The sequence below is a fragment of the Sphingobacterium spiritivorum genome (genome assembly GCF_016725325.1).
In the GTDB taxonomy this organism is placed as follows: domain Bacteria; phylum Bacteroidota; class Bacteroidia; order Sphingobacteriales; family Sphingobacteriaceae; genus Sphingobacterium.
On the sequence record NZ_CP068083.1, the window covers coordinates 2,658,012 to 2,682,967 of the forward strand.

Below are 24,956 nucleotides of genomic sequence, written 5' to 3' on the forward strand. Positions count from 1 at the left end.
TAATAAAGCTGTTTTTTAATATTTTATTTTACCGTGAAGTTGTTTTCCGTATGAAACAAATTCCATAGCATATTGTAGGCATAAGCAGTTGCCAATTCTATATTTACCTGTCTGTTTGGTGTAAACTGGCATTTTTTTGTAATAACTTTTTCCTTCCCGGCAATAGCAATCCAGACTGTTCCGACAGGTTTTTCGGGAGTTCCACCATCCGGTCCGGCTATCCCGCTTGTCGCAATTGCATAATCGGTATCAAAATTCTTTTTACTGCCATTAGCCATTTCAATCACAGTTTGTTCGCTGACAGCTCCGAAGGATGATAATGTTGCTTCAGTTACTCCTAAAAGCTGCATTTTCAATTTATTGGAGTAGGGGATAGTGCCACCCGTAAAGATCTGACTGCAACCCGGAACAGCAGTTAGTTGTGCCGCTAAAAATCCTCCTGTACAGCTTTCTGCTGTAGATAAAGTAAGATTACGTTTTGCAAATTCTTTAATGATGACTTCTTCGATAGTGAGATCTTCTGTTGAGATTACATGTGGCAGTACACGATCTACTATACGGTTTGCGAATTCTTCAGTCTCTTGTCGGAGTGCCGATGCATCCTGACCTATTGCTGTTAATCGCATGCGTACGGAACCGTACTTAGGCAGGTAAGCCAGCTTGATGTAATCGGGCAGTGCGTCTTCGATATCCGCAATATTGTTGGCCAGGAAAGACTCTCCGATTCCTGCAGTAATAATATTCTGAGTCCAGATGGACTGACCAATATCCAGTGTGGATAATATCGGCAGAATCCTGTTTGTAACGATAAACTTCATTTCAAAAGGGACTCCGGGCATAAAGAAGTAGTACTTATTGTCTTGTCTGACGAACATGCCTGGAGCAGTTCCTACATCGTTAAACAGTACCTCTGAATTAGCTAAAATATCTGCCTGCTGCAGATTAATTTCCAATATTTCTAATCCTCTCTGCTTGAAAAAGTCTTCTACGTGAGCCAGTACTTTTTCATCACGGATAAGGTGTGTCCCGAAATAATCTGCTGCTGTTATCTTCGTGATATCATCTTTGGTGGGACCGAGTCCCCCTGTGACAATAATAATATCCGCTCTTCCGGCTGCTTCCTGTAAAGTTTGTCGGATAGCTTCTTTACTGTCAGAAATAGATGTAATCTGCCCGATGGAGATATTGATATTTTTGAGCTGCTTGGCGATCCAGGCAGAATTGGTGTCTATGATCTGACCAATCAGAATTTCATCTCCGATAGTTATAATTTCTGCTGTCATTGATTTACATATTAAGTTTCAGCAGTTGCGACATATTGTTAATATCCGCTAAAGCTGCTGTTTCGTTTAGATAACTTAAGATCCTGCAATACGGAGGCTTTGGCTCTGATCGTGATGTTGTAACTTTTGTATTGACCGAATGGGGTCCATCCGACGGACATGTCCCAACAATGCAGATCTCTGTAGATATTGAATTGGGTCATGGAAACTTGTTTTGCTCTGAAATCATATCCGGAGTTAAACTGTACTTTCCATTTTGGAGTCAGATTAAAGTCCCCGTGTACATTTAGAGTTGCCGTCACCGTAGACTGTAATCCCGGTTTGCTGTATTGAAAACTAAAGGATCCGGCCAGATTCCATGGAATGTTGAAATCTACAAAGGCATTTGGATTTGAACTGATACGGGCCAGTGCCTCTGCTTGCTCGGGAGTCATATTCTGTACGGTATTGCGAAGGGAATCTATATTTTGATTTCGGCTCTTGGATGCATTGGGATTGAAACTATAGTCAAAAGAAAAACCAAAACTGGTCAATCGTGCAAGCTTGCCACTCTGAATAGCATATTTGTTGATCTTAGTTCCGAATTTGTCAATAGAATACGGATCTAATGAACCGTTGAAATTGATATTGATCTTTTCCCCGAAAAGAGCTGTACGACCGGAGAAACTAATCGGAGTAAGTTTCAGAGAATCTGCTACAAAGTTATAATTACCACTAAAGGTCAGACCTTGCAGGATCGGGATTTTCTTGACCCCGTTATTGGAGGTGTCACTTTTGCTGAGGACTTTAGCCTCCAGGTTATTATCCACGGAGAATCCGATTCCCATTGACCTTCCTGAACCCGGACTTCCGTAGATCCCGTTTTGGAAAATAGAATACCGGGATTGTCTGCCGTTTTCGTCAATGAAATTTCTGTAAAATCCAAAAGAAGGATCTGAGAAATCGGGTCTGTAATTCAGATTGATAGAGGGAGTAACGACGTGTCTGATGTTCTGTATCTTTCCGATTTTAGGATACATACCATATATTTTGGTTGATAGACCTGTAGATATGGAGTAATCGTATGCGCGTTTGAATCCCTGAAGCGTATCGGTGACAGGTTTGTATCCCTGGGGCTCATTCTGCAATGATTTACGGATACTTTGCAGATACCAGCGCTCAGTGTAATTGACACTTGTGTTGAATTGAAAATGTTTAAAAGCATTCAGCGAGAGACTGATCGGAATGGAGTGTTGAAATCCGTTCGAAAATTTATTGAGCGCTTCTTTCGTAAATAACAGGGAGTCTCCGATAGAGATGGAGTTACGGCCCTGTAAGCTATACCCTACAGTAATACGTTGATACCATTTCTGCTCTCCGACACGCTCTTTGCTGTCAAATGGATTGAATGAAGCTACGTTCAAACTGAATGTAGGTAATTCTAAATCTACACGACCGGTTGCCATTTCCTGTCTGTGACTCAGACTGGACGTAAAGTTGACTTTTCCATCAGCAAATACTTTTCCATAACTGATGGATGAGGACATATTATTACGTGTCAGATCGTTAAAATTATTGACCAGAGCTCCTGTTCTTTTATAATAGCTGCTGCTACCAAAATTAACGGATGCACTGAATGAGGTTCCCGGATTTGCTTCCTGACGCTGGGTATGGTTCCACGTGACATTAAAAACTTTGTCTGAACCGTAATCGTCTGTTCCTTCCACACCGGTCTTAGTCGATGCGAAGCTCAGGTTAAAACCTCCGTTATATTTGTAATTGACCTTATACTGCGTATTGACACGGGCTTCCCAGGATCCTTTGGAGAAAATTGTTGCCCGTAATTCAGTATCCCAATAATCATTAAAAGCCAGATACCAGCCTATGTCTCTGATCGTAAATCCCCGGGTTGCATCCTCACCAAAGGAAGGAAACAGAAATCCGGAAGATCTTTTGTTGGGTTTCGGGAAGAAACCGAAAGGAATGGCAACAAATTTGACCGGTATGTTTTCTACAACCAGATAGGTAGGTCCTGCAATGATTTGATTTTTGGTAACAATCCCCTTTGATATCTGTAGACCGAAATGGGTATGCGGATAAGGCAGATCACAGGTACTGTACAAACCTTTGTATATGGACATCTCATCGTACATATTTTTACGCACGACTTTGGCCTGTATGTATCCTCCGTCTACTTCGGTCATAATTCCGTAGGTATTACCTTCCTGCGTTTTATAATTGTAGGTCAGGGAATCTACAGACTTAGGTGTTTCGTTTGGAAACAATACAACTGGCCGGCCTACATATTTTCCGTTATGGTCAATTACACCGCTGGCAAATAGTTCATTGGTGTTACGATCCAGACGGATAAAATCGGCAGATAATTCAAAATCCTGATATTTGACCTTTGCACCTTTGTAGAGATAAGTTATATTTTTATCTACCTGCGTATACTGACTGTCTACTGCTACGATACTGACTGTAGATTGCAGACCACTTTCATTTTTGACAACTACAGAATCACGTATACTGTCCTGTGTTACCACTTTTGCCGTATCGGTAATGCTTTTTGTTGTATCCTGGATCGTAGACTTCGACGCTTTTGAAGGGGTAGTTTCCTGAGCATATGCTAAAGAAATACACATTACGAGAAGTAATAAATATGTTAAAAAGTCCGTTAACGCCTTCAAAGTGGATAATGAATATTATTTTTGTGATAAAGATAAACTCTTGGCGACAAAATTAGTCAAAAAAGATGTAGAAAAAACAGGGGTTTTAATGTTAAATAATGCTAAATGAGTTAAATTTGTGTTTAATCACAAATAGCTAGTCAAATTTCAGTTAAATAAAGAAGATACCATATGGACATAAAAAAGATTTTTGGGAGAACAAAATTAATCGCACTATCATTACTTATTATTTTTCTTATTCTGCCATCCACCAATAAATCTCAAAGTAAATCTCCATACAAAATAAAGACGATTGTCATTGATGCCGGACATGGAGGGCATGATTCAGGAGCGAGAGGCCGGGAGACACTGGAAAAACATATTGCCTTACAGGTAGCACTGAAACTCGGGAAACTGATTGAATCCGAGTTGCCGGGAGTAAAAGTTCTGTACACACGTAAGACCGACGAGTTTGTTGAACTTTATAAGCGTATTTATTATGCGAATGATAATCATGCAGATCTTTTTATTTCTATCCATTGTAACTCCGGAGGTATAAGCAGAGTGACTACCCGTAACCGCAAAGGTAAGCGTGTTACTTCATCTGTGACGAACTCTTCGGCTAAGGGAACGGAAACGCTGGTGTCCGGTTACGGAAGATTAGGCGAACAGGATGCTGCTCTTCGTGAGAATGCTTCGCTTTTGCTGGAGTCCAATTACAAAGACAACTATCAAGGGTTTGATCCGAAAGATCCCGAAAGTTACATTGTCTTCTCGTTAATGAAAAACCAATTCCGGGATCAAAGTATTAAGCTTGCTTCTTACATGCAAAATGAATATGTTAAATCCGGACGTACAAATCGCGGGGTGTGGGAAAAGAGTCTTGCGGTACTGGCCAGAGCGGGTATGCCGGCAGTATTGACAGAGATCGGATTTATAAGTAATCCGGATGAAGAACAGTTTATGATGTCAGATTCAGGTCAGAATGAGATAATTAATAACCTGTTGAATGCAATTAAAACCTATAAAAGAAGTGTGGAACGCTAAACAATTAGTATCTTCGACTGTTGTAAGAAGTAGTTTTAATTTCTTTTTAGTTTGTAATATAGTACGATTTTGAAAATAGCAAATGAGACCAAAGTAGGGGCATTGACAATTGTTGCCATTGCGTTACTGTTTATTGGATATAGTTTTTTGAAAGGAAATGATGTTTTCAGTAGTGAAAATACATTTTATACGGTGTACGGAAATGTGGATGGTCTGGCTGTATCAAAACCTGTAATGGTCAATGGTTATCAGATAGGGCGTGTATCTAAAATGACACTAATGCCTGACGGGCAGATCCGAACAGAATTTAAGATTAAGAAAGAATACGAAATTCCTTCTAATACCGTTGCCCGGATTATGAGTGCAGACCTGTTGGGAAGCAAGATTATTGTATTTAATTTGGGAAATAGTACCACTTTAGCTAATGACGGTGACCCGCTGACATCTGATGTGCAACAGAATCTGATGGAAAAGGTAGAACCTTTGCAGAAGAAAGTAGAGAATATCGCCGCCCGGATGGACTCTGTGCTGGTAGCGGTAAATGCTATTCTGGATAAAGACTTTCAAAAGGACGTGAAGAGAAGTGTACACAGCATCTCTGTAACCATGAAGAATATAGAGGGGATTACTGGTGAAGTAAATGGATTACTAGGCACTGAAAAGGCGCGTCTGGGAAGAATCATGGCCAATCTGGAGTCGATCACCGTGAACTTTAAAAATAACGGTAAGAAACTGGATCATATCATGAATAACCTGGACAATGTATCTGATCAGATGGCCAAAATCGAAATCAAGTCTACTGTAGATAAAGCGAATAAGGCCATGCAGGATGTACAGGATATAACAAATAAGATAAATAATGGTGACGGTTCGATCAGTCTGCTACTTAATGATGATAAGTTATATAATAATCTCAACAGTGCTTCTGAGGAACTGGATAATCTGATTAAGGATGTGAAGAATCATCCTGGAAAGTATATCAGACTTTCGATTTTCGGAAAGAGAGATACAAAATAATTCTGTTGAGGTCTTTCCGTTGAAGGAAAGAAAATGAGATGAATATTTCTGATACAGAAGTATAAAAAAGTAAAAGGTCCCGAAATTTCGGGACCTTTTACTTTTTTTATAAGGTTTCTTTGAGCCAGCCAAAGAACTCACGTTGCCATACCTGAGCATTATGACCGGAGAGTACCCAGTGATTTTCGTCCGGGAGATATACCAGACGGCTTTTTATTTTCTTCAATTGTGCCAGTTGAAACGCAGCTAAGCCCTGTCCGACAGGTACACGGTAGTCTTTTCCTCCCTGAAAAATCAGGATTGGCGTATTCCAGTTGTTGGCATATTCAATAGGATTGAACTGATGATAGGTCTTATCATTTGCTTTGTCCCAGTATGGGCCACCCAGGTCGTGATTTGCAAAAAATAATTCTTCAGTGGTGCCGTACCAGCTTCGCATATCAAACAGACCATTATGCGCAATAAATGATTTGAAACGGTTTTGGTGTACACCGGCCAGCATATAAACCGAATACCCGCCATAGCTTGCGCCAATAGCCCCGCGACGTGCAGTGTCTACATATTGTTCTTTCGAAATATCATCGATCGCCGCAAGGTAATCCCGGATAGGCTGACCTCCCCAGTCTTTGGAAATATCGGCATTCCATTTTTCACCCCAACCAGGCATTCCGCGGCGATTCGGAGCAATGACGATATAACCCTGAGATGCGATCAGTTGTAGGTTCCAGCGGAAAGAGTAAAATTGAGTTAAAGCAGATTGAGGACCTCCTTCACAATACAGAATAGTCGGGTATTTTTTTGCAGGATCAAAATCCGGAGGATAGACTACCCACGAAAACAAATCTTTACCATCTGATGTCTTGGTGACACGGGAAGTCACTTTATTCGTATAAATACCCGTATACAACTCATCATTTACAGTGGTGACTGGCTTCAGGTCTTTTTTACTAAGATCATAACGGTATACTTCCGGGGCATGTGTCAGTTTAGTAGAAGTGACAATCAGTGCATTGTCACTCTGTCCAACTATACCTGTTATATCAAACTCTCCTGCGCTGATTTGTTGGATCTGAGGGAATGCTTTTGTTTTTAGATTTGCAGGGACTGTAAGTTCGAATAATTGTACTGTTCCTTTGACAGGAGCTGTAAAATAAATTTTGCGGTTATCTTTACTCCATATAAATGAATTCACTGTTCCGTCCCAGTGTGCAGTAAGATTAAGTCGTTGTGAACTGGATTTGTCAAATAGCACAATGTCATTCTTATCTGCTTCATAACCTTCCGTTTTCATGCTGAGCCAGGTGAGCATCTGTCCATTCGGACTGTAAGTTGGATTGGTATCATAACCGTTCATCCCTACTGTCAGATTGGTTGTCTGTTTGCTGGACAGGTCATAGCGATAGATATCTGTATTGGTGCTGACAGCATAGTCTGTTCCGAATTTTTTCTTTGAAACGTAGAGAACTGCTTTACTATCGGGAGACCAGGCGAAATCTTCCGCTCCGCCAAAAGGCATCTGAGGGCTGTAATAAGGTTCATCCTGTAAAAGATCTACAGGTTCTCCAATCACTCCGTTATCATATGTAGCTACAAAAGGATGGTTGAATTTTCCATTATTGAAAGTATCCCAGTGACGGTAATCCAGATTGTCAAATACATAGGCATCTGACTTTGGAAGATCAGGGTAACGATCCGGACTGTGGTATTTTTTAATTAAAACAGCCTGGCTGAATAAAATATATTTGCCGTCCGGTGAAAATTTAACATTTTCCAGTTCCAGCTCTCCCTTTGTCAGCTGTGTTGCTGTACCTCCGCTGATATTTTTTTTCCAGAGCTGGCCCTTTAAAAGATAGATCACATCTCCGTTTTCCGCAATATGTACTACTGATTCACCTCCTTTTTCCTGAGAAAAGGGAACTGCTTTTCCTCCGGTTGCTGCTACAGAAAAAAGATATCTCTCCGAACTGTTCTGCTCAAAGTTGTATTGTGAGACTGCGTAGATAAGTGTTTTACCATCTGCTGTCAGTCCTTCTGCGGATACACGCCCTAACTTCCATAAAAGTTCCGGTGTAAGTGCTGTTGTGTTGGATTGATGTGCCATGCGTTGATCGATTAAAGATTTGTCTGTTTTTAACTCCGGCCCTGACTGAGCAAGCGTAAAACCCGAAACCGAAACCATAGCTACAGCTAATATATGTTTCTTCATAAATACTAGAATAAATGAACCGCAAGTTACTAAAAGGCTTTAATAACTTAAATAAAACGGATCATTTATGCCTAATCAATATATGAATAGCAGTGAGATATATTTTGAGAAAAATCATTGTAATGCTAAAAGATGTAATAGCCACTTCCTCAGAGAGGAAATGGCTAAAATCACATCACTATTAAATTAAACACCGCACTTTTATTTATTGTCAAATTGATACCAATTGATCTTTGTGGACAAACGCATCAGTACAGCCAGTATGACAAACATGCCTATAGTACCGACAATAAGAGACAGATCGCGTAATTGCATAAGCACATATATAAAAACGTAGAATGTGCTGAGTATGCCTGCAAAAATTGCTGCTGTCTTGTTGTCTTTTGTGATACCTTTGATAAATACAGCAATCAATCCTACAGTGGCAAGCGCTGCAAGTACATAAGCAATATTAAATCCCATCTGCTCACTTAACGCAAGTAAAAGCGAATAAAAGAGAGCCATAGCCGCTCCTATAAGAATATACTGGATAATATGTATACGTTGTTTTTTTACAATTTCTGTAAATAACAAAGCAGTAAATGTCAGCAGAATCACGAGTATACCATATTTGGCTACCCGGGTTGTTTTCTGATATTGATTTACCTCCGGTAAAAAGTTTACGGATACCATATCGTCATTGGTCAATGTCTGTTGTGTATACGTTGTGGACGATGTCGGTTCAGGCATAGTGGTAGCACTGTACTGAGTTTCTTCTATATCGCTATAAAATTTGTACAGTGTTTCAGCAGTACCGGTCCATGACTGCGGAAGTTTCCGGCTAAAACTTGGTATACTCCATTTTGCAGAAAAATTATTCGCTCCGACTTGTCTGTCTTCCGGAAGAAATGCGCCGTTAAAGCTGGGATTAGACCAGTTTCCTGAAATGGAAATATCAGTCTGTGCTGCTAATGGAAGAAAGTTGAGCGACTTGGATCCTTTCAGATCAAAGGAAATATTGAAATTCTGCTTGCTGTCCTTCTCATTCGCGATAGCAACCGGAGCTGTCAGACTCTGGCTGAAAAGTGTCAGATTGTTAAAGTCAGGTTCCAGTTCTAATTTCTGATCTTTCCAGGTAAACTGAGGTGTAGCTTTCAGACCTTTGAAATCCTCTACACCAAATACCACACGGGCCTGATCCCAATTGACGTCTGCCGGGTCGATCTTTAATTTAGAAAGGTTCAGCGAATCAAAATCTCCCGAAATATTAAGCTTGGTGTTGTACACCACTACCTTGTATATACCTCGTTTGAGCGGTTCTGGACTGACTTTACTGTCTATCTTGACATGGTTGGGAAGTAAAAAGATCCACTCTGTCAGCTTTACCTTTTCGATAACCTTTACTTCAGTATTCTGTATTTTTTTTTCTGATATCTGATCAGCGATTTTTGTGTACGGGATAGCCAGTACAGGTGTACCTATGACCTGTTGCTTTCCCCACTTAAGTGCGATTTCCGAATTGACCTCTTGTTCCCGGTACTTTCTTTCTTCAATAAGTTCACTAATCCAATGCATAGGTATAAGCATAATCAGCGTAAGTACCAATATCATGATCAGTTTTACAGCGACTGATTGCATGATTTTTTCTAAAAATGAGACTTCTTTAGTTTCCATAATGTTGTGTGTGATAAGGGGTGAATAAAGTATAATGTTTTAAATAATAAGAGGCATCGAAATGTATAGATTGCCTGATATCCGCTATAGGGATATATAAAAGTTGTTTAAAGTCGAGATGATAGAATTTTTGCATTTTACTTCCTTTCGTAAAATGTCGTACATAGTCCGGGACATATTCAGGATAAACCATTACACCTAATACAAGTGAACATAAGAGATAGAGACTGATCTTTCCGTTGCCAAGTAAAAGAAACTGCAGACTGACTTCATCCTGAATCTCTGTATCTGTTTCAGTGATAAGATGGAATACATCGTGGTTTTCCAGTTTGGGAATAATATCGAACCCTTTCTGTTGATAAAACAGACCAAGATGATGTCCGAGTGAATCTGCCGGATAGGAGAGAAAAGCCTCTTTACTGATTCCCCAGGGCTGTTTGTGCCGCTTGAATACATGTCGGTAAACAAGTTGTGTCCACTCGTACATCCAAACCATTAATTTCAATCTGATTTTCATTTTTCTTTTTCTAAAAGTACTTTGAAATTCAAAGTTGTTGGGTAAAAAAATTATTTATACTGTTGTTTTATTAACTTTTCAAGAGCAGTCAGGTGATTCTCAAAGGCCATCTGTCCTTTGGTCGTCTTCCTGTAGCGTGTATTAGGCTTACGATCGATAAATGTCTTGAACACCTCTATATATCCTTCTTTTTCCAAAGTTTTGAGGTTTGAAGCTAAGTTGCCGTCTGTCACATCCAGCAGCATTTTCAGCGAACTGAAATCATATTCCAGATTTGCAACCAGCACACTCATGATCTGTAAGCGGACTTTATTTTCTAATATTTTGTCGTATAAATCTAAATTGATATTCACTATTCATATTTTTTATGGACGATGACTCCATAAATAATATGAAGGACACCGAATCCTAAAGCCCAAAAAACAATTCCGTAGCCGGGAAACAGCAAAGCAAGTAATCCTAATCCGATTTCGCAAATTCCCAGCCACCTGATTTCTTTAAAAGTGAAATTTCCTCCTGCTACTAATGCCAGGCCATAAAAGATCAGCAGGGTAGAAGCTACGGCCAGCATCATACCTCTTGCTATAAGCAGCAAGGCAAATATACCTCCTGTCAGCAGCGGAACAGCTACTGCAAATAATAATGATCTGCTTGTCTGATTCCAGATCGATTGCTGATGGATCTTCGCTTTGCGTTTGGCCATAACGAGGCCGGTGGTAATAGAAGCCGCCAGAACCAGCACTGCCGTAATTAATAGCTTACTAATAATAGAAGGTTCATTGACATAATGATCTCTGTAGCCCATCACACTATCGAATCCATAGACTTCGTAGTATGCATAAGCTGCACCGATAAGTGCATATATACCAATAAGGATGCTCGAAATGCCGCTAATGGAAATAAATTTTGTTGATTTTTCCATCAAAGAGCGTATTTGCGCAATATCTTTTATTAAATCTTCTTGCTTCATAAAAGTACTTTGTTTTTCAAAGTAAATGAATAATAATGAATTATGCAAAAAACTTTTTTGATTTTATTTTAGATTGAAAAAATATTCAAAAAATAGTTTGAAAATACTTGCAGGATATCGTTTTGGTTTCTATCTTTGTGCCACAATAAAAGTCCTAACCGCGGAAGTGGCGTAATTGGTAGCCGCACCAGACTTAGGATCTGGCGCCGCAAGGCGTGGGGGTTCGAGTCCCTTCTTCCGCACTTGATGTCCTCCCGAAAATTAAACATCGGGAGGATTTTTTTTTAAAAAAATAATGCGATTAAACGCTTAGAATAAAGTATGAAAGTTTCTCACAAGAAGATTGACGACATCAACGCTAACATCACAGTAGATTTAGCACCAGAAGATTACAACCCACAGGTTGATAAGGCAATAAAAGATCAGGCTAAAAAAGCTAAATTACCAGGTTTCCGTCCGGGAATGGTTCCTACTGGTCATATCAGAAGAACATACGGTAAATCAATCTTATTTGACGAAGTCAATAAGGTGGTGAATGATAAAATTGCAGAGTATATTTCAGAAAACAAACTGGAAGTATTGGGACAACCTCTTCCAATTGATGAAGAAGTAAACTACAACTGGGATTTCAAAGATTCGTTCAACTTCACTTATGAAATTGGTTTAGCACCTGAATTTGAAACTCCTTTCACTAAAGAAACTGAATTCACAGAATACGATATCAAAGCTGATACGGAAACATTAGAATCCCGTATCAAGAATCTTCGTCGCAGCTACGGAAAAATGACAAATCCTGAAGTATCAGAAGAAGGAGATGTATTGTACGCTACGTTAAAACAAGAAGGTGAAGAGGGTATCGAAAAAACTACATCCGTTCGTACAGATATCATCGAAGACCCTAAGATCAAAAAATCTTTGTCAGGTCTTAAAAAAGATGATACCGTAAAGATTGATGTGAAAAAAGCTTTCAAGGCAGCTGATTTAGCTCGTATTTTGGGTATTACTGAAGAAGAAGCTGAAGCAATTGCACCTGCTAAATTCGAATTGACTGTTAAAAATATCAACCGTCTTGAAGAATCGGAATTGAATCAGGAATTCTTTGATAAATTATTCCCTGCAGGTGAAGTAACTACAGAGGAAGTTTTCAAAGAAAAAGTAACAGAAGAAGTTGAGAACTTGTTCAAACAAAATTCTGCTCAGAAACTGCGTAACGATCTTTATACTTTCGGTATGGAGAAAGTTGATGTGAAATTCCCTGAAGAATTCCTGAAAAGATGGTTGAAAGCAACTAATCCTAACATCACTGAACAAGAGCTGGAAGAAGGTTTTGCTGACTTCATCAATAACCTGAAATGGACTATTATTGAAAACCGTATCGTTACTGCTAACAACTTAGAAGTAAAATATGATGAGGTTATCAATCTTGCTAAAGAACGTATCTACGCTCAAATCAAGATGTATAACATCAATGAAGAGCCTGCTGATGAGCAATTGTCACAATATGCTATTCAGATGTTGCAGGACAGAGAGCAGGCTAACCGTCTGTTCGAAGAGGCAAAAGCTCTTAAAGTATTCGATCACCTGAAAACAGTTGTAAAATTGAAATCAAAGAAAATCGATTACGATAAATTTGAAAAATTAGCATAAGCTTATTTTAATATATCCTAAAGCCGGCCTTTCCTACTCGAAAGGCCGGCTTTGTTTTGAGCTTGTATTGCTGAATTAAACAGGCTCGACTTTAAGTCTTACACTTTGCAGTGCTGCAGAAAGTTTACCCGGCTTGAAGTTATCCGCTGTAAGTAGATTATATTATTGAATACTGCTTGCCATACTCCGATCTTTGAGCCTTATTTAGTGGATTTTTGAGATTCTTTTTTCTTAGGATTGGTTTCTTCTTCAAATCGTCTCCAGAATATCATGCGTTTGAAAAATTCGGAAAAGCTGTTGAATTCTTGTCTGTAGACCAATCCTGCGGCGCTGATGTAATCATTGTCCATCCCTAACAGAAGGAAATTTCGTGTATTAAGCCGGTTAGATGCCCGCAGGATCAGACTTCCATCTTTACGCAGACGATAGGAAAGTTCAGCGTCTGTCGCAACTTCATTGGAGAATACATTCAAATCGTTGAGTTGCAGATTTCTTCTGTCTGTAACACCACCTGTAATGATGAGTCTGTCATTAAAGAAGCGCAGAGATGCCGAAGCGTCATTAAGGGAACGAATATTAAGATCAAAGAAGTTGATGTTCAGCGATTGCGAAATAATTGTATTCAACTGATTGAACGCAATCTCAGTTCCTGCTGATAGCAAAGTGTTGTTCACTTCTTTTCCAAATTCTGTGGACGATCCTGGTGTAAAGCTGCGCCTTACAATAAGACTCATAGCTTGCTGATTGACATTGTTGGCATCTGTCAGGTATCCCTGAAGTTCATCATTGATGTACGGATCCTGTGGAAAGGTCAATGCAAAACTTATATCTGGTTTGGTGAGATTTCCTTTCAGGATCATATCTGCCTGCGCAAGCACGCGTTGATCTCTGGTCGATGAACGGCCTGCCGCATTATACAGGGGAGCTACTGACGTTCTTTGTTCATACACGGCACTGAGGTTGATTATCGCCTCACTCGGATTCCCGGCCCAACGGATAGTTCCGCCTTCTTTCATATCAAAAATCTTATTGATAAAATCCTGTGCTGTAAAGTTGAACTTGCCCGAACTCACTACATAATCGCCGAACATTTCAAAATCACCCAGACTGGATATCTTCAGATTTAGAGCGCCTGTACCTCTTCCTTTTAATGACCCCAGATCTGTCTGCAGATTGACTTCTGCATCGGGGGTTATATTCAGGTCCATATTCATACTCAACCCCTGAAAGTTGTTGCGATGGTTCTTTTTACGGTTTTCTGATGAATCGGGACTGATAAAATATATAAAGTCGCTCTCCGAGACAGTCATCGAACTATTGAATGGTATCGTAAATGTTGTATTCTCATTGGATTTGGCACGAATATCAATTTTCATAGCGGAGGTGAGTCCTTTGAATTTAAATGTACCCGTGGCATATGCTGTACCATAATAGAGATTGTTGTCTTTATACGTAGTATTGAGGACAAGAAAATTCTGCGTGCTGACATCTACATCTATTCGCGGATCGGAAAGTTTATTCAGATCAATATAACCGTTGGCTGTTGCTTCGTGATTGTTAGGATCAAATATTTTCAGATTGTTGAGTACGATATGATTTTTGGATACCTGTACTTCATCATCCGAGACTCTGTAAGGTGTCTTCAGATAATTAACAACAAAGGATGCATCTTTAAAACGTGTGACAGCACTTATTTCCGGCTTATTGATATAGCCTTTTACACTGATATCTCCGGATACAGAACCATGTAAATCGGAAACCAGATTCCGTAAAAACGGTTGAAATATAATTAAATCGGTATTGACGAGTTTACCTGAAATATCAACCGCATTTTTATCATCCCCGATATTATAGGTGCCATCCAGTTTAAGCTGTTTATTTATTCCGTCTGCCAGATCTACATCCAGATCGACCAGACTTCCTTCCGGATTATAGGTTGCCATTAGTTTCAACTGGCCGATCGGCAATCCGTTGTATACGATGGGGCTAGTCTTGAGATCGGCATTAAAATACGGTTTTTTGAATAATGAATTGATCTGCAGATTACCGTTTACTTTACCTTGCATGGCAATACCCATTGGCTTTGTGAAACCGTCCAGTGAGGCTAATCCGAAATTATTGAAAGCGAAGTTGATCTTGTCGTTCTCATCGGACATTGCTCCGTCCACTTTGATCTCCTGCTCCCCCTGACTCAGTTTAAGATTTTCCATGTAGACCTTTCCTTTAGAGATCCTTACCTGGGCATCCTGATTGATATTCCATTCTTCTCTGTTGATCTGAACTGTAGAAGGAGAGAAATTTATATATGCAGGCTTATTATGTGCAAATAATATATTCCCGTTCAGATCCAGATAATTAGGAGAAGACTGCTGTGATAATTTGACATTAAAGAGCAGACTGTCTTTAGAAAGGATATTAGTCAGATTGATGTTGTTGATATACGCACTGTCAGAGAGATTCAGACGGTCGGCCGTAATCATTAAAGCCAGGGCTTCCTGATTTGCGTTTTCTTCAATAATCAGATTGGTGAGCTTTATTCCGTTATATCTTACAACAGGACTGTATGCCTGAAACTGTGCTGTATAATCTTCGGAAGAGAAGTTTGCATTGAGGGTTGCTCCGTCCTCTAATGTAAGATTCGGATCCAGGAAAGAGGCAATGGGATTGAATGATTTTACATTCAGAAATAAATCGAAATTCTGCTTATTGTAAGGCTTTGTCTCAAATCCTATGGCCGGAGCATAGCGCATGGCGAGGGATCTGAAATAAGATCCGATCGTCGTAAGATCAATTTCACCTTTAAGATTTACATCCAATACATCCGAATGTAAAACCAGATTACGATCTTCCTGATTGCCGGCTGCATCAAAATCCAGAAACGCAATATTGAACGTTCCTTTGGAAGTGGTAAAATGAATGTCTTTTGCTTCCAGTTTACCGATCAGATTATTCAGATTGTCGCCCTGCAGATTAGTAGTCAGACTTGTGTTGTGGATATTTATAGTATCTTTTTTGAAAAGATTGATAGCGAATAAGTTGGTGTTTTCTATCTGCGCATTCAGCAAGTAAGTAGGAGAGTCCTTTTTCCAGTCTATATCTGTGCTGAAAGCCAGGGTAGCATTGCGATCATCTAATTTTCCGGATATATGTAAAAATTCATCTGCAATATCGCCGTCAATATCCAGCCGGTTATAGGTATAGTCCTTGAATTTTATGCGTTCCAGATGACCCTTTACCCTTAGATCTAACGTTTTGAAGTCTGTTCCTTTTCCGTCAAATGTAAGGTCAAATCCGGTTTTGCCAAGATCTTTAACGGGTACTACGCTGTGCACAGCAAATTCTGGAGATTGTATATGGCCGTCATAGGAAAGACCTTTTTTGAGGTTAATATGGCTTTCTGTTTTTAAGTCACCCAATGCTGTTCTAAATGATCCGTGTGCTTTGAAATCGTTGTAATATCCATCGAAGCGTCCTTTATACGCAATGTTCTCAAGCTGATGAACGATCTTCGGTAGTTTGAAAGACTTCATATTGCCCAGAAGTGGTATAATGTTCTCTAGATCCTTAGCATTACTTTTTAAGGAGGTTAAATTAAACCCAAATACAGTTTTATTGATTTCCGGCAATCCTTTTACTGTAAAATCTCCAGCAAGTTCCGTGTTTCTGCCCATGCGCATCAGCGTATTTTTGGCGTGGATATCGGCTACCGTTCCATGAAGATTGGCTTGGGGAATGAGGACATCGAATTGCACATATTTCATGTCCGTAGCAAAATATTCAATGTCTTTAGAAGATACAAATGAGTTGCGGAACCGGGCTTTTACACGCACCTTTTCCATGAAATCACTGAAGTCGGCGAGGCTGTCGTATTCAAATTTTATATAATCGGTAAGTCTGGATCGGTTGGTTACCAGTTTGAGATCGGTAAACTCCATTCTCTTTTTTCCGTAGAAGGCATTCGCCGATAGTTCCTTTAGATGCAGTCCTGATTTTTCCTGCAGGCTGAGTTTACGGATAACGGCACTCACAGCACCTGAATCTAATTTGATCTGATTAAATGTACCGGATAAGGCTGTGATATCCAGATTTCCATAATCTACCCCGTATTTGTAATGTTTTTTTGTGTTGTTGACGATTTTCAGATGATTGTTTTCCAGAATAATACTTTGGAGCACCAGGTCCATCTTTTTTGAAGGTTTCTTTTTTTGCTTTTTCTTCGGAGAAAAGTAGTTGATGAGAAAAGAAAAGTTCGTGCTGTCCTTGTATATTTCGAAATCAATGAACGTATTTTTGGAATAGATCTTTTCAATGGTGATCTTATTCTGCCAAAGCTCCGTGAGTTTCACATTTGCATCTAACTGCTCCGTGTAGAGAATAGTCTGTCCGATACTGTCCTTAATTTTGAGATCCTCAAGTACGAGAGAAGAGAACGGTTTAAAGTAGATGCTTTGGATGGTTATAGAGGCGTTTAATTCTTTGCTAAGGTAGGATGCTGCTTTTTTTGCAAGATAGGTTTGTACGGGTTTATATTGCAAAGAAAATACAAATAAGGCGAGCAAGACAGTAATGCCTGCAAGAGTGATCAGCGTTATTTTAATTATTTTTTTGATAACTTTGTATCCTATTTAAAAGTTACTTCCTTAGCTATGGCCATTATTTTGGGTATCGAATCTTCATGTGATGAAACATCAGCATCCATATGTATAGACGGTGAAATTAAGTCAAATATTATTGCCGGACAGGCCGTTCATGCAAAATACGGAGGAGTAGTTCCCGAACTTGCATCACGTGCGCACCAGCAAAATATCATTCCTACGGTAGATCAAGCTATACGTGAAGCAAAAATACACAAAAATGAGATAGATGCAGTAGCTTTTACACGTGGACCGGGATTATTAGGGTCACTTTTAGTCGGTACTTCTTTCGCAAAGTCTTTCGCATTGGCCCGAAATATTCCGTTGATTGATATCAATCATATGCAGGCTCATATTTTAGCTCATTTTATTGAAGATCCCAAACCTTCTTTTCCATTTTTATGTCTTACCGTTTCGGGGGGTCATACACAAATTGTGTTGGTAAAGGATTACTTTGAAATGGAGTTGCTTGGCGAAACTCTGGACGATGCCGCAGGAGAGGCTTTTGATAAAACTGCCAAAATTCTGCAACTTCCCTACCCCGGAGGACCGTTGGTAGACAAATATGCACAGGAAGGAAATCCGGATGCGTTTGCACTTCCTGAACCTCAGATTGCTGATCTGAATTTTAGTTTTTCAGGACTCAAAACTGCTATTCTCTATCTTGTACAGAAGCACGAAAAAGAAAACCCTGATTTTCTTCAGGAAAATCTTAAGGATGTATGTGCCTCTGTTCAGGCCAGAATTGTTTCTATATTGCTGAATAAAGTCAAAAAAGCCGCAAAGCAGACAGGTATCAAAGATATAGCAATTGCAGGTGGGGTTTCTGCTAATTCCGGTCTGCGTAGCGCTTTGTTGGCAATGGGTGAACGCTACAAGTGGAATGTGTTTATCCCTAAATTTGAATATTGTACAGATAACGCAGCAATGATAGCTATTGCAGGTTATCACAAATATCTTAAACAGGATTTTGTAGGTCAGGAAGTAGCGCCTTTAGCGCGTTTGCATCTGTAGGCGCTATTTCCTTATTCATTTTAGAAAGGGGCGGAATAGCCATAGGATTCTTTGGCAACAACAAATACGCCAGCCTGTTCTTTCAGATAGGTTACATTATAGCCCTCTGCTCCCATATCCGATAGGACGAGTTCTATATTACCATTATGTACGAATGCATAAAGGATATCGGTGTAATCCATATTGAATTCTCCTCCGTCATCTACACGCCAGGTGCTTATATCGTCATATTTAGCTTTATATTCCTGAGTGATTGTCTTTTCCGGTGAAGAGTAAACTAATACTGCCAGAGCTGAATCATTTTTAACTTCAAATTCGACAATACTGATTAATGTTTTTTCATCAAACTGAGCTATATTTTTGAAATTTTTAACTTTACGATGCTTCGCAGTTACTAATTTCTGAACAGCCGCAGGCATAGCACTTGCATCTTTTGCGTTATGGGGGATCAGTACTTTCCTGGAAGAAAGAAAGGCATTGTCTGTCAGCACAACAGCTACGGCGGAGGAGGTCAATTTGTTTTCTTTTAATTGATAAAGAAAACCTGCACTTTTATCAAAATTGTCGGCAGTTTGTCTTCCGTTATCACCATCTGTTGACTTCTGAAATCCTTTGTATTGAACCGGAGATTCTTTTCCTTGCTCATTAAGGACTAGATTATATTGCTCCGGATGGGGCAGAGAATCCTGGTCCAGTGTAAGAATATGCTTGCCTAAGGAATCTAAAAAGCCAAAAGCAATTACATCTTCATTAGTAGTTGTAACTATGCTGTCTTTTGCAGGACTGTCTGCAGTATTGCTGTCTGCTGTTTTTTGTTTTTGCTGACATCCGAAAGTAAGGAATACAGCAGTCAGGATTAAACTAAATTTTATTGAATTCTTAAGCATAAAATGTAATGTATAGGGCTAAAATAGTATTTTTATTCGTTCTTGTTATTGTATATTTAATCGGATGGGAAGTCGGTACCTGACATTGACCGGAATTCCTCTTTGTATTCCAGGTGACCATTTTCTGAGATTTTCTACTACTCTTACACCGGCTTCTCCTGATCCATATCCTAAGTCTTTCTCAATTTCGATATTGTCAACCTTACCGTCTTTTCTGACCACAAAAGAGATGATGACAGTTCCGTTAATGTTATTATCCATCATTTCACGGGAATATTTAAAGGTGTTGGCGACTTTTTGCATCAGACTTCTGATACCACCGGGATATTCAGGAGCTATTTCCTGTTGTGTATAAAGCGTCTCATTATTTAAGGAATCATAAGTTGTTCCTTTTACCAGTTTACCGGCATTGTACTCTTCTTCAAAGCGGTATTTTTTATCATTGAATGTGCCTTTCCACAGACCGTTTTTCTTATGATTTACATATTCTCCTGCCTCTGTATCTTTATCCCAATAGGAGGTTGCAGATCCGTTACCATCTTTTAGCACTAACTTGCCTGTCGTGTCAAAGTGTTTGATGTAAAGTGAGTCTTTTACTTTTGTCTTATCATTTTCATAGACCGAATTGTAATACCATACATCTTTGAGTTGACCTTCCGGATAATAATAGAATGCGGAATCTATTGCTATACCATCTGTACTGTAAAACTCTTTAGAGGCCAGATTTCCGTTTTCATAGTAGCGATACACATTTCCATAATAGGTAGTCGGGTTCTGGATCTTTTTTGTTTTAGCAGTCAATTTTGGTTTATTCCCGTTCACATAGAACTCTTTTATAAAAATAGTATCTAATTTGCTTTCAGGGATACTCAATACTCTATAGTAATACGCATTTTCTTTTTTTGCCGGTCCGTTATTTTTCTTAAAGTAATTAACTAAATTCTGTTGTGCATTACCAGCAGAATAACAACACACGAAAAATAGAGCAAGTAATAATTTCATAAAGTTTCTGTATTTGATATGGTTTTTAAAGTTAATAATTATAATGATCTATTTAAAGATTGCTGTAGGAATTAACGTTTTTTTAATGTGGCAATTATTTTTCTAAAGATTGATAAGTTTTTATGGAATGATTTAACGTATTGCATCAACGTATAAAATGGTTTTACTTTAAACGTTGTGTTATGTTAGGATCTAAATTAAATATTTACAAAAAGGAATGGCTGGAAGTGATCTTTCAAGGTCGGAATCAGTCCTATGGTGCTTACGAGCTTCGTCAGTTGTCTCCAAGGGCTACAAATTATGGAATTGCAATCGTGTCTACAGTTGTGTTGTTATGTAGTATGGGCAAATTTGCTTATGATCATATGCCCCGGGAGCAATATGTTGCACCTGTGATGGAAGTTACTCCTGTGAGGCTTGATGATTTGGTTGAAAAGATTCCGGAGGAAAAGATTGAAGATCCGCTTCCGGCAGAAAATCAGCCTAAACAGATTGCTCAGGACCCTCCGGCTGTAGATCTCATCCGGTTTCCGGAACCGACTGTAGTAGATGCCAGAAAAGCAAAAGAAGATGTCGCTGCTCAGGACGATTTTAAAGACGATAAGAAATCCCCTGCACGTCTTACATTGAAAGCAATGCCTGGCGGTGCGGCTATCGCAAGAGGAGAGTTTGGCGATAAGAAAAAAGATGGCGAGATAACAGGAAAAGGATCAGGTACACTGAGCGGGGGAGACGATAAAGTACATGATATGGTGGCTCTGGAAATTCAACCCGAACCAGTAGGAGGTATCAAAGCTTTTATGAAATGGGTTGGAGACAATTATCAGTATCCTTCTGCAGCACTTGAACAAGGTGTCAATGGTGTAGTGATGGTGTCCTTTGTGATTGAGAAAGATGGTAGTCTGACGGATATTAAAGTTGGGCGCGATCTGAATTTCGGAACCGGAGATGCTGCAGTCGCCTTACTGAAAAAGGCCAGAAAGTGGAGTCCCGGAATACAGAATGGCCGTCCGGTAAGGGTTGCCTATTCGCTTCCGATCCGCCTGAATACTATACAACAATAAACAGATAGCGGTAAATCAGCAGAAAATCAGATACGGATTAATTACTTGCTGAATCAAGAGACTGAAAGGCTTTAAAATAATGTTGTACCATAATATCCCATCCATAATTTTGGGATGTAAAAGTCTGAAAAAGCGGGATCATCTGATCTCGCTTTTTTGGATTATGATGAAGGGAGTTGATCAGTTGAATCCACGCATCAGCATCCTGCGGGGATAATAACAAACCATTTTTCTGATGCTGTATCGCCTGAGGTATTCCATCAATATCTGCTGCGAGTACCAGAGTACCGGCCTGACAGGCTTCCAGACAGACCAGTCCGAAGCCTTCCATATCTCCTGCTACCGGAATATTTGGCATGACAAAAGCCAGAGAACGGTTAAGGTACTGTTGTAATTCTTCAGAAGGGAGCTTGCCGAGATGCCGGAATCTCGTGGTACTGTTACCTTCCAAATAAAGTTTACGGATGGCACTTTCATCAGAAGGATACCCCAGAAATAATAAAATCTGTTCACTTAGATTTTTTGGAAATACAGCCAGTAGACTTTCTAAAAATGGTTTCTTTTTTTGAAACGGACCAACGATGATGAGTTCAATGGATTGATGCAGGTGCGGGAGTACCTCTTTGATAAACCATGAAAATCCTTTTCTTTTGACCGGACGTCCAAGTGCGATTATATAGGTAGGCAGCGTTGTTGTTCCGGAATCCGCCTGTCGTACAGGAGTTGCAGGCGTCTGGTCATCTACTCCGTTAGCAATCACAATCATTTTCTTGGGGTCCAATCCCCGTTTTATTGCGGCTGTGGCAGTTGCTTTGCTCACGGCTATAAACTGATGGTAGCGGTTGAATTTTGGTAATATCTTCTTCTGGAACAGTTTATTTGGAAAGACTACATCTAATCCGTGTAAGGTCAATGATTTTTTCAGATACGGATATTTGCGGTGAAACAAACAGAAGGCGGCTAGTAATCCATCATTAAAATGTATAACAGAAATAGCCGGGTGCTCCTGGCATTTCTGTAAAATTCTTCGCTGCAGCATCAGAAAAAAATGAAGGATATGTTCGTCCCCTTTAAAAACAATCTGGTGAACGGTGCAATGTCTGTACATGCCTGTGATCAGTTCGTAACTTTGCTTTTGCATGCCCCCTGTACTGGGCGGATATTTATGACTGACGAATAAGACTTCCATTGAATTTATAAAATAGGAAATAGCAGATAAGTGAAATAAATGTCCACACCAGTTGTCTTGCCCGACGCAGGACACTGGCACTTATCCATACGGCTATGCCCGTAAGTCCGATACCGGATAACATAATTTTATTTCCAAGTTCTTCTATGCCAATCTGCCCTGGAATAAAAGCCCCCAGACTTTTTACAATAATAACACCCATATCGATAAACAGTCCGTCCATAGGAGATACATTTGCCCCTAATAATCTAAGAATGACATAGAACTCCAGTGAACCAACGATCCAGTGTAGGGTGAAACAGAAAAAGGAATACCAAAAGTAAGCGGGATAAAGTTGATAAAATACAGAAGTCTGGTGCAGGGTATGGGTAATACGGGATTTAATCTTCAACCAAAAATTCAATTTATTGACAGGTTCTGAGGTTAGCATTCGGGAGGCTCTTTTTTTTGTAATATATAGCAGAGAGGATACAATCCCACCGAGAATAAGTACAGTCAGGATCAGACCTGCCATATAGATTACCGTAGCTCCGTTATTTTGCATGAGGTTCAGACTATACCAGCAAAGTACGGCCGCCAAAAGAAGTAGCTGTGACAGAATGGCCATGACACGGGATAAAAAAACAGAATGTGTGACCTCATCTTTAGAAAGATGTTCGCTTCGAAGCATATGTACCTTAAAAAGATCTCCTCCTATAACATTAGTGGGATTAAAAAGTCCGATTGTCTCCCCAACCTGTCTAACAAAAAACAGTCTCCACAGTGAAATCCGTTGACCAGATGGTGCCATACAATAATACCAGCCAACAGTTCCCAGAATATAAGCTATTCCAGTTATCAAAATCAAGATGATAAACCGGTACCCCACCTGATTTAAGGTGTTCGCCAGCATCTTAAAATCTGTCTGTACTAAAAAAAGAACCAGACAGCCGACGACAATTATAATTCCAAGGATTTTAAAAACTTTTGCAGTCATTATGCAAACTGGTAAGCCGTCTGAGTGGATATAGTCATGTCTGCAAAATCACTGATGTCTCTGAAGTAAATTTCAGAAAGATGCTGCCAATTATGCTGTTTGCTGTATTTTAATCCTGCTTTTTTGAACTTTTTACGTAGATTCTTATCTGATAACAGAAGCTGTATTTTGTCAACGTAATCTTCTGCCTGTTCCGCATTACATTTGAAACCATTCTCCCCGTCAATAATAAAATCAGCACTTCCTCCGTCATTTGAAATAACGCAGGGGAGTCCCGAGGCCATTGCTTCTATTACAACATTTCCGTATGTTTCGGTGATCGAAGGAAAGAGAAATAAAGTCGAAGAGGCATAACAAATGGCCAGCTCCTTATGTGATAATTTACCTAAAAAATAGGCATCCGGCATTTGTTCCATACATGCAGCTTTCGCAGTGCCGTCCCCCGCTATAATAAAGTTGCAGTCTATATCACTTTCTTTACACTTATGGTACATGTCGATTAGTGTGACAAGATTTTTCTCCCATTCCAGCCGGCTGGCAAATAAGATGTTCTGTTTTTTGTTTTTTGTTACTTTTCGAAGGTAGTTATTATCTTTTTTCTTAGGCGAAAAAAGTTCCGTATCAATCCCGCGCTGCCAAAGCGTTAACTTATCCGGTTGTATTCCCAAATGCTTCAGCTCTTTGGATATCGATACAGAGGGTACATATACTTTTGTACATTTATTATAAAACCTCACGGTCTGTTTGATAAACTCTTTTTTGGTGGGTTTGATCAGGAAAGGTGTATTCTTGAGGTAATAATCTATGTAGCTGATAAAATGCGTGTGGTAAATAGTCAGGGTAGGTATATTGTGTTTTTCAGCATACTTTAAGGCGAAGCTGCCTAACATAGACGGCGTGGCGATATGGATGACATCCGGATCAAATTCCTTGAGCTGCTGTTTCAGCATCTTTTTTGCAATAGCCGGTACAGCCATTGTATAGTTTCTGTTGAATGGGATATGGAAATAGGGAATGCGCAGAGACAGATGGTCATCGATCTGTTCGGGACCATTTCCGTAGATAAACAGAAACTCAAATTTTGTAGAATCGATCCTGTTGATCAGTTGAAACATCGTGCGGGAAGCTCCGTCAAAGTCTTCAATCATCATCTCGGCAAAGAAAGCCACTTTAATCATATTTTATACTTTTAGTAGTATTTC

Annotated in this window: 18 protein-coding genes and 1 tRNA gene; 6 read left to right on the top strand and 13 right to left on the bottom strand. The window is 39.6% G+C overall.

The features are described 5' to 3' along the window. Positions 1-23: 23 nt before the first annotated feature. Together I6J02_RS10945 and I6J02_RS10950 are read right to left on the bottom strand one after the other, a co-directional pair. Entirely contained in the window at positions 24-1,283 is a 1,260-nt protein-coding gene (locus I6J02_RS10945) for a competence/damage-inducible protein A (protein WP_201678046.1), read from the bottom strand. 38 nt (positions 1,284-1,321) lie between these two features. After that, on the bottom strand, positions 1,322-3,907 hold the full coding sequence (locus tag I6J02_RS10950) for a putative LPS assembly protein LptD (RefSeq protein ID WP_201678047.1): 2,586 nt from the start codon (positions 3,905-3,907) through the stop codon (positions 1,322-1,324). 216 nt (positions 3,908-4,123) lie between these two features. Here I6J02_RS10950 and I6J02_RS10955 point away from each other — a divergent pair, with 216 nt between their 5' ends. After that, the gene (locus I6J02_RS10955; RefSeq protein ID WP_201678048.1) at positions 4,124-4,978 is read left to right on the top strand and encodes an N-acetylmuramoyl-L-alanine amidase; all 855 of its coding nucleotides are present in this window, start codon (positions 4,124-4,126) and stop codon (positions 4,976-4,978) included. Positions 4,979-5,047: 69 nt separating this feature from the next. Beyond that, positions 5,048-5,995, top strand: a complete 948-nt coding sequence (locus tag I6J02_RS10960; RefSeq protein WP_201678049.1) for an MlaD family protein — start codon at positions 5,048-5,050, stop codon at positions 5,993-5,995. Positions 5,996-6,101: 106 nt separating this feature from the next. On the opposite strand, the gene I6J02_RS10965 is transcribed toward I6J02_RS10960, so the two are convergent. The 5 genes from I6J02_RS10965 to I6J02_RS10985 all read right to left on the bottom strand — a co-directional run bounded on the left by I6J02_RS10965 (position 6,102) and on the right by I6J02_RS10985 (position 11,341). Further along, positions 6,102-8,201 carry a S9 family peptidase gene (locus I6J02_RS10965; protein WP_201678050.1) on the bottom strand — a complete coding sequence of 700 codons (2,100 nt, stop codon included), beginning with the start codon at positions 8,199-8,201 and terminating at the stop codon, positions 6,102-6,104. Between the two features lie 201 nt (positions 8,202-8,402). Continuing rightward, entirely contained in the window at positions 8,403-9,854 is a 1,452-nt protein-coding gene (gene creD / locus I6J02_RS10970) for a cell envelope integrity protein CreD (RefSeq protein WP_201678051.1), read from the bottom strand. Beyond that, positions 9,844-10,371 (bottom strand): Coq4 family protein, encoded by a 528-nt coding sequence (locus I6J02_RS10975; protein WP_201678052.1) that lies wholly within the window; start codon positions 10,369-10,371, stop codon positions 9,844-9,846. The genes creD and I6J02_RS10975 overlap by 11 nt, the downstream gene beginning before the upstream one ends. A gap of 50 nt (positions 10,372-10,421) precedes the next feature. Further along, positions 10,422-10,724, bottom strand: coding sequence for a winged helix-turn-helix domain-containing protein (locus I6J02_RS10980; protein WP_201678053.1), 303 nt, complete (start codon positions 10,722-10,724; stop codon positions 10,422-10,424). Then, positions 10,724-11,341 (bottom strand): hypothetical protein, encoded by a 618-nt coding sequence (locus I6J02_RS10985; RefSeq protein WP_002996640.1) that lies wholly within the window; start codon positions 11,339-11,341, stop codon positions 10,724-10,726. Before I6J02_RS10985 ends, I6J02_RS10980 begins: the two co-directional genes overlap by 1 nt. Positions 11,342-11,501: 160 nt before the next feature. Between I6J02_RS10985 and I6J02_RS10990 the strand changes: the two genes are divergently transcribed. Further along, positions 11,502-11,583: transfer RNA gene (locus I6J02_RS10990), tRNA-Leu, on the top strand. A gap of 79 nt (positions 11,584-11,662) precedes the next feature. Beyond that, positions 11,663-12,988: a trigger factor gene (gene tig, locus I6J02_RS10995; RefSeq protein ID WP_201678054.1), complete on the top strand. Its 1,326-nt coding sequence runs from the start codon at positions 11,663-11,665 to the stop codon at positions 12,986-12,988. Between the two features lie 200 nt (positions 12,989-13,188). On the opposite strand, the gene I6J02_RS11000 is transcribed toward tig, so the two are convergent. Then, positions 13,189-17,523 (bottom strand): translocation/assembly module TamB domain-containing protein, encoded by a 4,335-nt coding sequence (locus tag I6J02_RS11000; RefSeq protein ID WP_236581801.1) that lies wholly within the window; start codon positions 17,521-17,523, stop codon positions 13,189-13,191. 111 nt (positions 17,524-17,634) lie between these two features. On the opposite strand from I6J02_RS11000, the gene tsaD reads away from it, so the two are divergent. Beyond that, positions 17,635-18,636, top strand: coding sequence for a tRNA (adenosine(37)-N6)-threonylcarbamoyltransferase complex transferase subunit TsaD (gene tsaD, locus I6J02_RS11005; protein WP_201678056.1), 1,002 nt, complete (start codon positions 17,635-17,637; stop codon positions 18,634-18,636). A gap of 20 nt (positions 18,637-18,656) precedes the next feature. Here the strand turns inward: tsaD and I6J02_RS11010 are convergent, their stop codons facing one another. Both I6J02_RS11010 and I6J02_RS11015 read right to left on the bottom strand, forming a co-directional pair. Beyond that, entirely contained in the window at positions 18,657-19,523 is an 867-nt protein-coding gene (locus tag I6J02_RS11010) for a hypothetical protein (RefSeq protein WP_201678057.1), read from the bottom strand. Between the two features lie 45 nt (positions 19,524-19,568). After that, a complete protein-coding gene (locus tag I6J02_RS11015; protein WP_201678058.1) occupies positions 19,569-20,525 on the bottom strand; it encodes an energy transducer TonB in 957 nt (318 codons plus the stop codon). A 182-nt stretch (positions 20,526-20,707) separates the two neighbouring features. Here I6J02_RS11015 and I6J02_RS11020 point away from each other — a divergent pair, with 182 nt between their 5' ends. Then, the gene (locus I6J02_RS11020) at positions 20,708-21,589 is read left to right on the top strand and encodes an energy transducer TonB (protein WP_201678059.1); all 882 of its coding nucleotides are present in this window, start codon (positions 20,708-20,710) and stop codon (positions 21,587-21,589) included. 37 nt (positions 21,590-21,626) lie between these two features. On the opposite strand, the gene I6J02_RS11025 is transcribed toward I6J02_RS11020, so the two are convergent. From I6J02_RS11025 to I6J02_RS11035, 3 genes are read right to left on the bottom strand one after another with little or no spacing between them, the layout of a single operon-like run. Continuing rightward, positions 21,627-22,778, bottom strand: coding sequence for a glycosyltransferase family 4 protein (locus I6J02_RS11025; RefSeq protein WP_201678060.1), 1,152 nt, complete (start codon positions 22,776-22,778; stop codon positions 21,627-21,629). After that, positions 22,753-23,754, bottom strand: coding sequence for a lysylphosphatidylglycerol synthase transmembrane domain-containing protein (locus I6J02_RS11030; protein WP_201678061.1), 1,002 nt, complete (start codon positions 23,752-23,754; stop codon positions 22,753-22,755). Before I6J02_RS11030 ends, I6J02_RS11025 begins: the two co-directional genes overlap by 26 nt. Further along, on the bottom strand, positions 23,754-24,932 hold the full coding sequence (locus I6J02_RS11035) for a glycosyltransferase (RefSeq protein ID WP_201678062.1): 1,179 nt from the start codon (positions 24,930-24,932) through the stop codon (positions 23,754-23,756). The genes I6J02_RS11030 and I6J02_RS11035 overlap by 1 nt, the downstream gene beginning before the upstream one ends. Positions 24,933-24,956: the final 24 nt, after the last annotated feature.

Excerpts from the sequence above, each read along its gene's own strand:
- I6J02_RS10945 (WP_201678046.1), bottom strand. The coding sequence starts at position 1,283 with ATGACAGCAGAAATTATAACTATCGGAGATGAAATTCTGATTGGTCAG.
- I6J02_RS10950 (WP_201678047.1), bottom strand. The coding sequence starts at position 3,907 with ATGTGTATTTCTTTAGCATATGCTCAGGAAACTACCCCTTCAAAAGCG.
- I6J02_RS10955 (WP_201678048.1), top strand. The coding sequence starts at position 4,124 with ATGGACATAAAAAAGATTTTTGGGAGAACAAAATTAATCGCACTATCA.
- I6J02_RS10965 (WP_201678050.1), bottom strand. The coding sequence starts at position 8,201 with ATGAAGAAACATATATTAGCTGTAGCTATGGTTTCGGTTTCGGGTTTT.
- creD (WP_201678051.1), bottom strand. The coding sequence starts at position 9,854 with ATGGAAACTAAAGAAGTCTCATTTTTAGAAAAAATCATGCAATCAGTC.
- I6J02_RS10975 (WP_201678052.1), bottom strand. The coding sequence starts at position 10,371 with ATGAAAATCAGATTGAAATTAATGGTTTGGATGTACGAGTGGACACAA.
- I6J02_RS10985 (WP_002996640.1), bottom strand. The coding sequence starts at position 11,341 with ATGAAGCAAGAAGATTTAATAAAAGATATTGCGCAAATACGCTCTTTG.
- tig (WP_201678054.1), top strand. The coding sequence starts at position 11,663 with ATGAAAGTTTCTCACAAGAAGATTGACGACATCAACGCTAACATCACA.
- tsaD (WP_201678056.1), top strand. The coding sequence starts at position 17,635 with ATGGCCATTATTTTGGGTATCGAATCTTCATGTGATGAAACATCAGCA.
- I6J02_RS11010 (WP_201678057.1), bottom strand. The coding sequence starts at position 19,523 with ATGCTTAAGAATTCAATAAAATTTAGTTTAATCCTGACTGCTGTATTC.
- I6J02_RS11015 (WP_201678058.1), bottom strand. The coding sequence starts at position 20,525 with ATGAAATTATTACTTGCTCTATTTTTCGTGTGTTGTTATTCTGCTGGT.
- I6J02_RS11020 (WP_201678059.1), top strand. The coding sequence starts at position 20,708 with ATGTTAGGATCTAAATTAAATATTTACAAAAAGGAATGGCTGGAAGTG.
- I6J02_RS11025 (WP_201678060.1), bottom strand. The coding sequence starts at position 22,778 with ATGGAAGTCTTATTCGTCAGTCATAAATATCCGCCCAGTACAGGGGGC.
- I6J02_RS11030 (WP_201678061.1), bottom strand. The coding sequence starts at position 23,754 with ATGACTGCAAAAGTTTTTAAAATCCTTGGAATTATAATTGTCGTCGGC.
- I6J02_RS11035 (WP_201678062.1), bottom strand. The coding sequence starts at position 24,932 with ATGATTAAAGTGGCTTTCTTTGCCGAGATGATGATTGAAGACTTTGAC.